The following is a 13,113-nucleotide window of genomic DNA, read 5'->3' on the forward strand; positions in this document are numbered from 1 at the left end:
CGTGCCCTGGGCTGCGCGGGGCATGCTCTCACCCTCCCTTGGCAACCAGAACAGCACCCATGACCACCAAGCCGACGATCCTCTACACGTTCACCGACGAGGCGCCTGCCCTCGCGACCTTCTCCCTGCTGCCCATCCTCAAGGCCTTCGCGGCGCCCGCCGGGATCGCCATCGAGACGCGCGACATCTCGCTCGCGGCCCGCATCCTGGCGGCCTTCCCAGAGAGCCTGACCGAAGCGCAGCGCGTGCCCGACACGCTCGGCGAGCTGGGCAAGCTGGTGGTCCAGCCCGACGCCAACATCATCAAGCTGCCCAACGTCAGCGCGTCCATGCCGCAGCTGAAGGCCGCCATCGCGGAGCTGCAGTCGGATGGCTATGCCGTCCCCAGCTACCCGGACGAGCCCAGCACCGACGACGAGCGGCAGGCCAAGGCGCGCTACGACCGCATCAAGGGCAGCGCCGTGAACCCCGTGCTGCGCGAGGGCAACTCCGACCGCCGCGCGCCCCGCGCCGTGAAGGAGTTCGCGCGCAAGAACCCGCACTCCATGGGCAAGTGGACCGCCGACTGCCAGTCGCACGTGGCCACCATGAGCAAGGGCGACTTCCGCAGCAATGAGAAGTCCGTGACCATCCCAGCCGCCACCACGGCGCGCATCGAGCACGTGGACGCGAGCGGCAAGGTCACCGTGCTGAAGGACAAGCTGGCCCTTCAGGCCGGCGAGATCCTGGACGGCACCGTCATGGAGCGCGCCGCGCTGGTGGCGTTCCTGGAGGCCCAAGTGGAAGACGCGCGCAAGAGCGGTGTGCTCTTCTCGCTGCACATGAAGGCCACCATGATGAAGGTCTCGGACCCGATCATCTTCGGCCACGCGGTGCGCGCGTACTTCAAGGACCTGTTCGCGAAGCATGGCGCCACGTTCGAGCGCCTGGGCGTGGACTGCAACAACGGCTTCGGCGACCTGGTGGGCAAGATCGCCTCCCTGCCCGAGGCCGAGCGCGCCGTCATCGAGGCGGACATCGCCGCCACGTATGCCAAGGGCCCGGGCGTGGCCATGGTGGACTCCGACCGCGGCATCACCAACCTGCACGTGCCGAGCGACGTCATCGTGGACGCGTCCATGCCGGCCATGATCCGCACCTCGGGCCAGATGTGGAACGCGGCGGGCAAGCTGCAGGACACCAAGTGCGTGCTCCCCGACAGCAGCTACGCCCCGCTCTACGAGGTGGTCTTCGAGGACTGCAAGAAGAACGGCGCCTACGACCCGGCCACCATGGGCAGCGTGTCCAACGTGGGCCTCATGGCGCAGGCGGCCGAGGAGTACGGCTCGCACGACAAGACCTTCGAGATCAAGGCGAAGGGCACCGTGCGCGTCGTGGACGCCGCCGGCACCACGGTGCTCGAGCACGCCGTGAGCGAGGGCGACATCTGGCGCGCTTGCCAGGTGAAGGACGCCCCCGTGCGTGACTGGGTGAAGCTGGCCGTGCGCCGCGCGCGCGCCACCGGCACGCCGGGCGTGTTCTGGCTGGACGCCGCGCGGCCGCACGACGCGCAGGTCATCGCGAAGGTGAAGGCCTGCCTGGCCGAGGAGAACACCGAGGGCCTCGAGCTGCCCATCCTGTCGCCGGCCGAAGCCACGCGCTTCACGCTGCCGCGCCTGCGCGCGGGACAGGACACCATCTCGGTCACCGGCAACGTGCTGCGCGACTACCTGACCGACCTGTTCCCCATCCTCGAGCTGGGCACCAGCGCGAAGATGCTGTCCATCGTCCCGCTCATGAACGGCGGCGGCCTGTTCGAGACGGGCGCCGGCGGCTCGGCGCCCAAGCACGTGCAGCAGTTCCAGAAGGAGAACTACCTGCGCTGGGACTCGCTGGGTGAGTTCCTGGCCATGGCGGTGTCGTTCGAGCACCTGAGCGAGGTCATGAACAACCCGCGCGCCAAGGTGCTGGCCGACACGCTGGACGCGGGCACCAGCAAGTACCTGAGCGAGAACAAGGAGCCGGCCCGCAAGGTGGGCCAGCTGGACAACCGCGGCAGCCACTTCTACCTGGCGCTCTACTGGGCCGAGGCGCTGGCCGCGCAGAGCACCGACGCGGAGCTCAAGGCGCGCTTCACTCCCGTGTTCAAAGCGCTCTCCGACAACGAGGCCACCATCGTGGCCGAGCTCACCGCCGTGCAGGGCAAGCCCGTGGACGTGGGCGGCTACTACTCCCCCACGCCCGCGCTGGCGGAGAAGGCCATGCGCCCGAGCGCGACGCTGAACGCCATCATCGACGCGGTCTGAGCGCCGCGCTGGCGTGCTGCGGAAGGGACCCCTGGGCGCTCGCGCTCGGGGGTCTTTCGCTTTCAGCGCTTTGAGATCACGGACCGACCGTCAGTCGAGGAATCGGACGCACGCCCAGTCCTGCTGGCCGCCCGCCACGGTGTCGAGCCAGCACCAGTCAAGCTGGTCTGGGTCGTCCCAACTGGTGCGGATGTCTCAGAGGACTCCGTCAAAGAAGTACCAATAGGCGCAGCTAACGCCCGGCAGCGCGCTCAGCGTCGCGGCGGCCTCGTCATCGACACGAATGCCGACCATGGAACACTGGTCGGGGCCCTCGCCCAGGACGACTTCACCGGTTGGGACGGAAGACTCGATGTACACCCTCGCCGTGATGGGCCCGCACACGAGCGGTCCCACGTCCTCACGGGCACCGAGGTCTGGCGGTCCCACGTCAGGACGGACGCCCCGGTCGGGGCGCACGGAGACATCCCACACAGCACCATCTCGTGCCGCGCCGCCATCTTGCGGGCCCGCATCCGGGCCGGCTTCCACCACGTGCGACTTCGCGCACGCGAGCGCGAGCATCAACGGAAGGCAGACCCACAGTGGGCGGCGGGCACCTGCTCCATGCCTCATGTTCCTGTCCTCCGCGAACTCCACTGCAGGCAGCATGCCCAGCCTCACGCGCAACGGCAACGTTGGCCCTGCGGGGTCCGGCGGTCCACAAACGAGAAGAGCGCCCCGCCAAGTAGCGTGCGCTCATTCTCTTCCCTGCCGTCGAGGTGACTGGGGCGACCTCGAGGGCCGCCCAGTGGTCACTTCGCGCGGAAGACGATCATGCCGTGCGTGAGGTCGTACGGCGAGAGCGCCACAGTCACGCGGTCACCGAGGATCACGCGGATGCGGAACTTGCGCATGCGCCCGCAGAGCTGGGCACGGACCTGCGCGCCCGCGTCCGTGGTCACTTCGAACTGTCCACCCGCGAACACCTGACTGATGGTGCCCTCGAGCTTGACGTGGTCGTCGCGCTTCTCTTCTTCCGGCTCGCCGAAGGGGCGGCCCTTGCCGCGCCTCGCGCCACCACGTCCACCACCGCCGCTGTTCCTAGTCGCCAAAATCCTACTCCTTGGGTGCTCTGCCCCCGCCCGACGACCCCCTTGGGGTCTACCGACGTTGGTCAGCTGCGAACTCCCTCTACTTCGATGGAGGCCCCACGTGGGGGTGTCCAGCGTTGCTCTGGGAGGTTCGGCCCGCGCAGGGTAACACCGCGAGTTCAGCTGGCAAGGCGACACGCACGCACCCCGCGAGCCGGGACGTGCACGACCGCGCGAGGACACACACCGGGCGCGAGCACCCGCGCCCAACGCCACGCTCGCCGACGGTTGCTCAGCGCCGGGCCTGCTGCCGCCGCTTCGCGACCGCGCCACGTACCTTCATGATGCCGTCGAAGACCTTCATGTAGGCGTTCGTGGCCGTGCCGGCGTCCTTGGGCTGGTAGCCGTCCACGACGTAGGGCACGTACATGCTCCGCCGCAGGCTGCGCGCACCGTCGTAGGGCGAGCCCTTCACACGGTGCCACATGCGGCCGTCGTGCACGGTCAGGTCGCCGGGCCAGGTCTCGATCATGATCTCGCGCGGGTCGTCGTCGTTGCTGACGAAGTGCACCTTGTGGAACACGGTGTCGAGCGCGCTCTGCGTGTGCGTGCGGGGGATGACGCGCAGCCCACCGTCGGCCGGACGGATGCGATCGAAGTGCAGCCCCACGTTGAGCATTGGCCCTGGCATCTCGCGGTTGTAGAACACGTCGCGCAGCGCGTCCGTGTGCCACGCCAGGTCCGGGCGCAGGCTGCCCGGCAGGTTGATGTAGCGGTTGAACACGACACCATCCTTCTCGCGGGTGCCGATGCGGGCGTCCTCGCCGATCAGGCGTCGGATGGGCTCGAAGCGCTTGTCGGTGACGAAGGCCTCCAACCACTCCGAGTGGAACGACGAGAAGCCCATGCGCTGCAGGAACGGCTTGCCGTCCGCGCCGGTGCCGAACCACACCGGCACACCGCAGATGGTCTCGATGCCCTCGCCCAGGAGCTTCTGCTCCACCTGGTCCACCTCGTCGAGCACCCGTGCCACCTCCTCGGGTGAGGCGACGCGCGCGAACACGATGCAGCCATTGAGCTGCAGGAACGCGTACTGCACCGGGGTGATGGTCTCGCGCAGCCGGAAGCGCGTGCCGAGGGGCAGATCACTGGCGAGCTTACGGGCGTCGAGCGGCGGAAGCGTCAGCAGGTCCGACTCGTCGAGCGGCGGCACCTCGTCCGCGAAGACGTCCGCGCTCGCGAGGTGCTTGGACGGCGACCCTGCTGCCATCGCGCGCGCCGCGTAGGCTGCGGTCTGGCTGGGATCGAGGGTGGACGTGACAGGCGCGGTGCCTTGGGGAGAGGTGACGTGCGTGGTGGTGGTCATGACGGGCCTCGATGACATGGGGTGAGAGGAAGGCGGGCTGGCTCGGACGAGCGGGAGCTAGAGCGGCGGCAAGAGCGTGCGCAGGGCGATCTCTGCCAGGTGGTCGGCCACGGCGGCGCGCGCGGCGGCTTCGTCACGCTCGCCTGTGGACACGGCAAGCTCGTTGGCGCTGCTGATGGCGTAGCGTCCCACCAAGAACACCAGGCTCTGCAGCGGCAGGCGCAGCGCGCGCGCTTCGAGGCCGCCATACCCGGCCAGCAACGTGGAGGCCGCGTCCAAGTACGGCACCAGTAGCTCTTCGCGGCGGCGCGGGTCGATCTCGCCGGACTCGAGCACCCCGCGCAGCGCAAAGCGCGAGGCGTCGCGGTGCTCGCAGGCAAACTGGAACGCGGCGCGCACGGCGGCGGCCACGGCGGCCCGCGGGTCTTGGGTGCGCAGGAAGAGCGGGGCCAAGTGCCCGCGCAGCTCGGCGAGCTCGGCGAACATGGTGGCCACGCAGGTCTCGTAGAGCGCCTCTTTGCTCCCGAAGTAGTGGTTGACCATGCCCAGACTCACGCCCGCTTCACGCGCGATGTCGCGGATGGAGGTCTCCCCCCGGCCCACGTCGGCGAAGAGACGCAGGGCGGCCTCGAGGATGCGTGCCCGGGTGGCGTGGGCGTCGGCGTTGGCGGGTCTAGCCATGCCCCAGAGATAATCGAACGTTCGTATGATGGCAAGAACAAATCGAACGTATGATCAATTTTTGTCGCGGCCCCACGATTGACATCACAAGTCAGCGTGCGAGCGTTGCCAGCGATGCTCGATCTCGCCCGTCTCAAGCGGATTCGCCTGACCCCCGAGCCCCTGGGTCAGCGCCTGGTGGGGGGCATCCTGCTGCACGCCAACTACAACGTGCCGCCGGGGAACGTGCGCATCGAGGTGGAGGGGCTCGACCGCCTGCCCAACGAGCCGGTCATCTTCGCGATGAACCACACGGACAAGTACAACTACTTCCCGTTCCAGTACCACCTCTGGAAGAAGACGGGGCGCCTCACCGCCACCTGGGTGAAGGGCAAGTACTACGAGAGCCCCAGCGTGGGCGCGTTCATGGAGTGGACCAACCAGCTGCCCACCGTGTCGCGCGGCTACATCCTGGCGCGCGACTTCCTGAGCACTCTCGGCCGCCGCCCCACCGAGGACGAGTACGAGGCGCTGCGCCAGTGGATCAACGACACGGCCGCGGTGGACCGGGCAGACGGCGCGAAGCCCACGCTGCCCAGCCTGCAGCCGCTGTTGAACACCCCGCGGGACATCTTGGGCCGCCCCTTCGACCCCGCGCGCGAGTCGTATGCCGAGGCCGTGAACGCTACCTACGGCGCCATGATGCGCGAGTTCGTGGGGCTGCACGACAAGGCCTTCGCGTGCGGCTTGGACCTGCTGATCTTCCCGCAGGGCACGCGCTCGGTGCCGCTCACGCGCGGGCGCATCGGCCTGGCTCAGGTGGCCCTGCGCTACAAGAAGACCGTGGTGCCCGTGGGCTGCAGCGGCAGTGACCGGCTCTACCCCGGAGAGAGCCCGTGGGCCAAGCCCGGACGCGTGGTCTACCGCATCGGCCAGCCCATCCCGTATGGCAGCCTGCCCGACTGCACCGTGAGCGAGCCCTTCGAGCCGTTCACGCCGCACGCCGAGCACACGCACCGCGCGGTGTTTCAGCGCCACGTGGACCACGTCATGGACCGCATCAACGAGCTGCTGGACCCGGAGTACCAATACGGGCCGGACCCCGACGGCGGAGTGCTGGCCGGCACGGAGCGCTTCCTCTGAGCACGCCGGAAGAGCAGGCGCAGCAGGCCGAGCTGTACGCGCTCTTGCACCAGGGCACCGAGGGCGACGTCGACTTCTATCGCTCGGTCTGCACCGGCGTGAAGACCGCGCTCGAGCTGGGCGTGGGCGCGGGGCGCATCGCCGCGGCGCTCGCCAAGGACGGCGTGCGCGTGACGGGCGTGGAGCAAGACGCGGCCATGATCGCGCTCGGCAAGCGGAAGCACCCTTCCCCGCGCATCACGTGGGTGCAGGCCGACATGCGCGCGCTCGACCTGGGGCGGCGCTTCCCGCGCGTGCTGTTGCCGTACAACGGGCTGTTCACGCTGCCCTCGGACGCCGACGTGGTGGCCTGCTTCGAGGCTGCCGCGCGGCACCTCACGGAGGACGGCTACCTGGTGTTCGACTTCTGGGTGGCCGACGACTTCCACCGCGAAGACACCGAAGCCGACGAGAGCGGCTGGGACGCCGCCGAGGAAGAGCGCGAGCCCGTGGGCAGCGTGCGCTACCGGGGCCGCATGCACGACGTGTTCGAGTCCACCACGTGGACGCGCGAGCAGCAGCGGGTGGACGCCACCTATCGCTACGTGCCGCGCGACGGCGGGCCGGTGCTGGTGAGCGAGGTCATGAGCCGCTACGTGCTCACCACGCAGCTGGACGGGCTCTTGGCCGCCGCCGGGCTCGAGGTGCTGGTGCGCCACGGGGGCTTCGACCAGTCCGCCTGGGACGAGGACTGCGACCGCATGATCGTGACGGCCCGGCGGTCCCCGGCCGCGTCGTAGGAAGTCATCGGCCTCGCGCTCCGGTTGGGTATACTCGCCGGCAGCCCATGGAACTCATTCACTACGAGTCGCAGCCGACGCACGTCGTCGGCATCATTGGGGGCGCCGTCGCGGGCTCCGAGGCCGCTGCGCTGTGTGCCCAGAAGGGCGCCATCGCGCTGGTCTTCGAGCAGGGCAGCCGGCCCTACGGCAAGATCGAGGACGGCCTGCCGCGCTGGCACGACAAGCTGCGCCAGAAAGAGTACGAGCGCATCGACGCCAACCTGTCGCGCGACGGTGTGGTCTTCGTGCCCAACACCAAGGTCGGCGAAGACGTCTCGGTGGAGCAGCTGTGCAAGGAGTACGGCCTGAGCGCGGTCTTGCTGGCCAACGGAGCGTGGCGCGACCGCCCGCTGCCCATAGACGGCATCGACGCCTACGTGGGCAAGGGCCTGCTCTACCAGAACCCCTTCGTCTACTGGTTCAATCACTACCACGAGGCGGGCTACAGCGGCCCGCAGTACGAAGTGAAGGACCACGCCATCGTGGTGGGGGGCGGGCTCGCGTCGGTGGACGTGGTCAAGGTCATCAACCTCACGCTCTACGCGGCGGCGCTGCGCGTGCTCGGCCACGAGGTGGACCTGACCGAGCTCGAGGTGAAGGGCATCCCCAAAATCTGCGAGGACCACGGGGTGGACCCGGCCTCGCTCGGCATCCACGGCGCCACGCTCTACTACCGGCGCGGCATGGACGAGATGCCCGTGGCCACCGCGGACGACCCGAGCCCCGAGCAGCTGGCCAAGCTCAAGGTGTCGCGCGTGAAGATCATGGAGCGCGTCATGCGCAAGTACCTGGTGCACTTCGAGGGCAACGCCGCGCCGGCTGGCGCCATCACCGACGGAGACCGCCTGGTGGGCCTACGCTTCGACCGCACCGAGGTGGTGGACGGCCGCGTGCGCACCGTGCCGGGGGCCAGCTTCGAGGCCCGCGGCCCGCTGGTCATCTCGAGCATCGGCAGCGTGCCCGAGCCCATCCCCGGCGTGCCCACGCGCGGTGAGCTGTACGACTACACGGACTGGAACACCGGCGCCGTGCGCGACCGGCCGGGCATGTTCGGCCTGGGCAACGTGCTGACCGGCAAGGGCAACATCAAGGACAGCCGCCAGAACGCGGCCGAGATCACCGAGCAGGTCGCCGCCGAGTTCCTGGGCGTGGGCGTGGGCGAAGGCGCGGGCGGCGAGCTGCGTGGCCGCGCCGCTGCCCGCGTGGAGCCCGCCGTGGACGCTGCGCTGCACGGGCGCGAGCTGTCGGCCGAAGAGGTGCGCCGCGTGGGCGCGCTGGTGAAGGCGCGCCACGAGGCCGTGGGATACACGGACTACGCGGCGTGGATGGCGGCTCACCGCGCCGAGTGACGGTCAGCTGACGAAGTCCCCCGCCGCCTCGGGCTGGTACGAGACGGCCAGCAGCTCCAGCTGCAGGGTGCGCCCGGTGGGGCCCGCCCAGTCGATCACCTGACCCACGGACAGCCCCAGCAGCGCGCAGCCGATGGGCGTGAGCACCGAGACGCGGCCCTCGGCGCCGGCGTCCTGTGGGAACACCAGCGTCAGCTCGTGCTCCTTGCCGCTGATGCGCTCGCGGAAACGGGCGCGGGAATTCATGGTGACCACGTTGGCGGGCACGGCGTGCGGGTCCACCGGGCGGGCGCGGTCCAGCTCGTCGTAGAGGGCCAGCGCCGTGGGGCTCTCCGGGTTGGCGCGCTCCAGCATGCGCTCGAGGCGCTCGCGGTCGTGGTGGGTGACGAGGATGGGGGGCATGGGGTTCATGGGAGGTCTCTCTGTGAAGGAGCCAAGGCGCGTGATTGCGCCGGAGGGGCTCGAAGATGGCCGGGGCAGCGAGGCTCGTCTGCGGACACGTGGGTCTCGCTCGGGACGTTCTGGCTGCGCCACGCTGCACGGGGCAGCGGCGGGGCCGGAGTCGCTTGGTTGCGCTCCTGGCCGAGCCCTCAACGTAGGCAACTTCGAGCGCCGGTGCAAACGGCGCACTTTTCCGTGACCCGTTCCGGGGTGGCCGCGCCTCCCTAGAGACATGCCAGCCTTCACTGTGGTCTCGCGCGTTGCCATCTTCCCCGTCTTGCTGGCCGTCGCGCTCGTGGGGGCCGGCTGTGAGGAAGACCTGCCTGCCGGAGGAGACGACGCGTCGGTGACGTTGGACGGGTCCGCCCCCACGGACGGCGGCCTCCGCGACGAGGGGCCAGCCGAGGATCAAGGCTCACTGCCCGATGCCACTTCACCCACCGACACGAGCGTGACCGTGGACCACGGCGTGACCGCGGACCTGGGCACCGCCCAGGACCAAGGCGGCGGGACCGGCAGCGGCCTCGTCGAGCTGCTGGACGCGGACACCTGGGCCGAGATGTTCCCCAACCGGAACGCGCTCTACTCCCACGCCGCGCTGGTGGCGGCGGCCGAGTACTACCCCGCGTTCGCCAGCACCGGCACGCTCACCCAGCGCAGGCGCGAGCTGGCGGCCTTCTTGGCGAACATCGCGCACGAGACCACCGGCGGCTGGCCCACGGCCCCCGGCGGCGCGCAGGCGTGGGGCCTCTACTTCATCGAAGAGGTGGGCTGCGAGGGCGGCGCGTGCACCGGCTACTGCGACGCGGGCAACGTGACGTACCCGTGCGCAGCGGGGCGCACGTACCACGGACGCGGCCCCATCCAGCTGTCGTGGAACTACAACTACGGCCAGGTCGGCGCGGTGCTGGGCCTCGACCTGCTCAACAACCCGTCGCTCGTGACCTCCGACGGCGTGGTGGCCTTCCGCACCGCGCTCTGGTTCTGGATGACAGCGCAGTCGCCGAAGCCCTCCGCACACGCCGTGATGACGGGTGGCTGGACGCCCACGGCCGGGGACACCGCGGCGGGCCGCACGCCCGGCTTCGGCATGACCATCAACATCATCAACGGCGGGCTCGAGTGCCAGCAGCCCACCAACAACAAGGTGGAAGACCGCGTGGCCTTCTTCCAGCGCTTCACCACCATGCTGGGCACCACCACGGGCGACAACCTGCACTGCGACCAGATGCAGCACTACTGACAGCCCGCGAGAGGGCCAGCGGATCGCGGGCCAGAGCCCGTCAGGGCGTGCGCTGAGCAGCTCGCGCGAGCGCGCCCTCGATGGCTGCTCGCTCGCGGTGGAGCTGCCCCTGCGGGAAGCGCGCGTCATAGGCGTCTAGCGCCTGCCGTGCGCCCGCAGGTGACGTGGTGACCAGTGCGCGTGCCCGCGCCAGCATGCGAGTCTCGGCCACGAGTGGGTCCTCGGGGGGCTCCGGGGCGGTCTGTGGCACTGCGGGAACGCTCACGACGACTGGCGTGGTGGGGAGGACCACGGGGGGAGCGGCAGGCACGCTGGCAACCGCTCCGCGCGGCCGGGTGACCGCCCGGCTGGGCGGCTCAGCTGGGAGAGGGTCCTGGCGGGCATTCGCGGGCAGTTCGGGGCGCGTGTCCTCGAGCCGCGTGGGCGCGGAGGCAGGCGTCCCCGCTCGCGCCGTCCCGAGGGGCCGCCGCGAAGGAGGCTCCTCATCAGCGGGGGGCGCGATCCGCGGCGTGACCACCACGGCCCCCACGACCACGAGCACCACCGCCACCGTGGCGGCCGCCGCGGCAGGCGGGGACGCGAAGGCACCCAAGAACGCAGCCAGCAACGCGGCGCAGCGCGCCCGGAGCGCGTGCTTCCGAACCGCGCGGTCGAGCCGCGCCGAGCCCAGCCGGAGGCGCGAGTGCGCCGTGGCCACAGGACAGCCCACGGTCTCCGCCACCATCTCCATGGGCCAGCCCTCGAGCCGGTGCAGCAGCACCACGTCGCGCTGGGCTGGCGGCAGCTCGTCGAGCGCGCGGTGCACCAGCGAGCGCGCCTCGTGAGCATGCAGGCTTCGCTCCTGCGGCGGCGGTACGTGCACCTCGGGTGGCTCCGCCATGGGCGTCTCCACGCGCTGGTGCTTGCGCCGGAGGTTGCGGGCCACGTTCAAGGCCACGGTGTACAGCCAAGGGCGCGCGGAACGCTGCACATCGAAGGGCCCCGTGTGGCGCAGGGCCACCACGAACACGTCCTGCGCGGCGTCGTCCACGTCTGCCCCGGCGATGCCGAAGCGCAGCAAACAACGGCGCACGAACAGCTGGTGCTCACGGACGAAGGCGTCATCGACATGCCGGGACCCCTCGTGCGCGAGAGAGCGCAGAGAGGGGTCCCGGAGGTCACTCGTGGTGTGCGTCTGCCCGTGCGGCTGCACGCGTCAGCCTCCGAAGCCGTAGATGACGTGCACGAGCGACTCCGACTCGAGTTCGCGCGCCTTGGTGCCGAGCGCCACGTCCAACACTCCGTCGCCGTCCAGGTCACCCATGGCGCCGCCGAGCGACGTGAAGAGCGGCGAGTCCTGGGGCATGGCGTAGGAGAGCCCGGCGCGGTTCACCACTTCTTCCTCCATCGTGAGGTCGCCAGCGATCACGCCGAGCTCGGGCGTGATGAACGCGAAGGCGTCGATGCCCATCACGAACAGCTGCGTCCGATCCGCGCCTGCAGGGCGCGCAGCCACCGTCCACCTCGGATACTGCAGATCGAGGCGCAGCTCGCCGTGTCGCTGAGCGATGAGCGCTTCCTGAGCGTCGCGGCTCCCACCGGGCACGCAGTAGACGCCGCGACGAGTGCTGGGAGCGACATCACTGCCGGCCGTCGTCAGCAGCAGGTCCTCGGTCGCATCGCCACAGAAGTCGCCGATGACGGTGCGGGCCGCCCCATCGGGACCCAACGACTCCATGTCGGTGTGGAAGAACGCGGCTCCGAGGAGGTACACGCTCATGGTGCCCTCATCGCCAACCGTGATGTCGCCCTCGAAGGGGCCATAGAAGATGGCGATGCTGAGCGAGTTCCAGGACCACACCGAGTTCGGGTTCCGGCCGTCGGTCTGCGTCCAGAGCACGGCCACGTCGGACGCTCCATCGCCGTCGTGGTCCAGCACGCCGCGGACATCGAGGTAGGTGTCCTCGGGCGCCAGCAGACGGGCACGCGTCTCCCCCGTCTCGAGGTCGCGCACATGGATGACGGTGTTGCCTACGTCGACGAGGCGGTAGGGCTCGGTCAGGAACTCCTGGCCCGGGACCCCGTCGAGGTCCTGGAACTCGTGAGGGGAGTGCACCATGTACTCGGAGGTGAACCCATACGCGGGGGTGTGTTGAGCGACCGCCGTGAGCGGGTGGACGCCGGTCGGCAGCGACCCGCCCTTGACCACGTACACCCCCGTGTCGACTCCGTGAGGTCCCACCGACGACCGCACGGGCATCGGCCAGAAGTGCCGCGACGGCTCGGCGACCAGGTGCACGATGAGGTCCACGATCCCGTCACCGTCCAGGTCCTGGGCGGCCACACGCCCCACGAACTTCGCCTCCGGGATGGTCAGCGTGAGGTCCGCGTCGGCAGGGCCCAGCTGGCCCTCGAAGTGTCCTTCCCCGCCAAAGAAAACGAAGACGCCCACCGGAGGGAGGGTCACTTCCCCGTTCTCGAACTCGAAGTCGAAAGGCTGGGAGGCGTTGGTCCACACGATGAGGTCACCGGTGCCATCGTTGTTCACGTCGGCGATGGCCGTGCTCGAGTCGTAGGCAAACGCGCCCAGCGTGGTCTGCGGCAGGTCGATGGTGATCTGCCCTGAGGTCCCGACAACGGCGTCGTCGACGCAGCCCTGGATGAGCCCCGAGCACAGGAGACCGAATAGCGTGATGTTGGTTCTGGATGACATGTTGACCCTTTCCTCTCCCCTCGATCTGTTGGGACCCAGC

At 69.7% G+C, this 13,113-nt stretch carries 12 protein-coding genes; 5 read left to right on the top strand and 7 right to left on the bottom strand.

Translation table 11 applies throughout. The features are described 5' to 3' along the window. Nucleotides 1-59 precede the first annotated feature (59 nt). On the top strand, nt 60-2,285 hold the full coding sequence (locus IPI43_00775; GenBank protein ID MBK7772664.1) for an NADP-dependent isocitrate dehydrogenase: 2,226 nt from the start codon (nt 60-62) through the stop codon (nt 2,283-2,285). Between the two features lie 195 nt (nt 2,286-2,480). On the opposite strand, the gene IPI43_00780 is transcribed toward IPI43_00775, so the two are convergent. The 4 genes from IPI43_00780 to IPI43_00795 form a co-directional block, all read right to left on the bottom strand. Further along, a complete protein-coding gene (locus tag IPI43_00780) occupies nt 2,481-2,849 on the bottom strand; it encodes a hypothetical protein (GenBank protein ID MBK7772665.1) in 369 nt (122 codons plus the stop codon). A 230-nt stretch (nt 2,850-3,079) separates the two neighbouring features. Beyond that, nucleotides 3,080-3,379, bottom strand: coding sequence for a translation initiation factor IF-1 (gene infA / locus IPI43_00785; GenBank protein MBK7772666.1), 300 nt, complete (start codon nt 3,377-3,379; stop codon nt 3,080-3,082). A 271-nt stretch (nt 3,380-3,650) separates the two neighbouring features. Then, a complete protein-coding gene (locus IPI43_00790) occupies nt 3,651-4,724 on the bottom strand; it encodes a phytanoyl-CoA dioxygenase family protein (GenBank protein ID MBK7772667.1) in 1,074 nt (357 codons plus the stop codon). A gap of 57 nt (nt 4,725-4,781) precedes the next feature. Beyond that, a complete protein-coding gene (locus tag IPI43_00795; GenBank protein ID MBK7772668.1) occupies nt 4,782-5,405 on the bottom strand; it encodes a TetR/AcrR family transcriptional regulator in 624 nt (207 codons plus the stop codon). Nucleotides 5,406-5,519: 114 nt separating this feature from the next. On the opposite strand from IPI43_00795, the gene IPI43_00800 reads away from it, so the two are divergent. The 3 genes from IPI43_00800 to IPI43_00810 are packed head-to-tail and all read left to right on the top strand — an operon-like array spanning nt 5,520 to nt 8,697. Further along, nucleotides 5,520-6,527: a 1-acyl-sn-glycerol-3-phosphate acyltransferase gene (locus IPI43_00800; GenBank protein MBK7772669.1), complete on the top strand. Its 1,008-nt coding sequence runs from the start codon at nt 5,520-5,522 to the stop codon at nt 6,525-6,527. Nucleotides 6,528-6,571: 44 nt separating this feature from the next. Further along, nucleotides 6,572-7,306 carry a class I SAM-dependent methyltransferase gene (locus IPI43_00805; protein MBK7772670.1) on the top strand — a complete coding sequence of 245 codons (735 nt, stop codon included), beginning with the start codon at nt 6,572-6,574 and terminating at the stop codon, nt 7,304-7,306. 47 nt (nt 7,307-7,353) lie between these two features. Next, nucleotides 7,354-8,697, top strand: a complete 1,344-nt coding sequence (locus tag IPI43_00810; protein ID MBK7772671.1) for a hypothetical protein — start codon at nt 7,354-7,356, stop codon at nt 8,695-8,697. A 3-nt stretch (nt 8,698-8,700) separates the two neighbouring features. Here IPI43_00810 and rnk read toward each other — a convergent pair whose 3' ends face one another. Continuing rightward, entirely contained in the window at nt 8,701-9,108 is a 408-nt protein-coding gene (rnk, locus tag IPI43_00815; protein ID MBK7772672.1) for a nucleoside diphosphate kinase regulator, read from the bottom strand. A gap of 589 nt (nt 9,109-9,697) precedes the next feature. Between rnk and IPI43_00820 the strand changes: the two genes are divergently transcribed. Then, nucleotides 9,698-10,381 (top strand): hypothetical protein, encoded by a 684-nt coding sequence (locus tag IPI43_00820; protein ID MBK7772673.1) that lies wholly within the window; start codon nt 9,698-9,700, stop codon nt 10,379-10,381. 40 nt (nt 10,382-10,421) lie between these two features. Here the strand turns inward: IPI43_00820 and IPI43_00825 are convergent, their stop codons facing one another. Next, the gene (locus IPI43_00825; protein MBK7772674.1) at nt 10,422-11,573 is read right to left on the bottom strand and encodes a sigma-70 family RNA polymerase sigma factor; all 1,152 of its coding nucleotides are present in this window, start codon (nt 11,571-11,573) and stop codon (nt 10,422-10,424) included. Between the two features lie 3 nt (nt 11,574-11,576). Further along, complete coding sequence (locus IPI43_00830) at nt 11,577-13,073, bottom strand: hypothetical protein (protein ID MBK7772675.1); 1,497 nt, start codon at nt 13,071-13,073, stop codon at nt 11,577-11,579. Nucleotides 13,074-13,113: the final 40 nt, after the last annotated feature.

It is taken from the genome of Sandaracinaceae bacterium (genome assembly GCA_016706685.1).
In the GTDB taxonomy this organism is placed as follows: Bacteria; Myxococcota_A; Polyangia; order Polyangiales; family Houyiibacteriaceae; genus JADJJE01.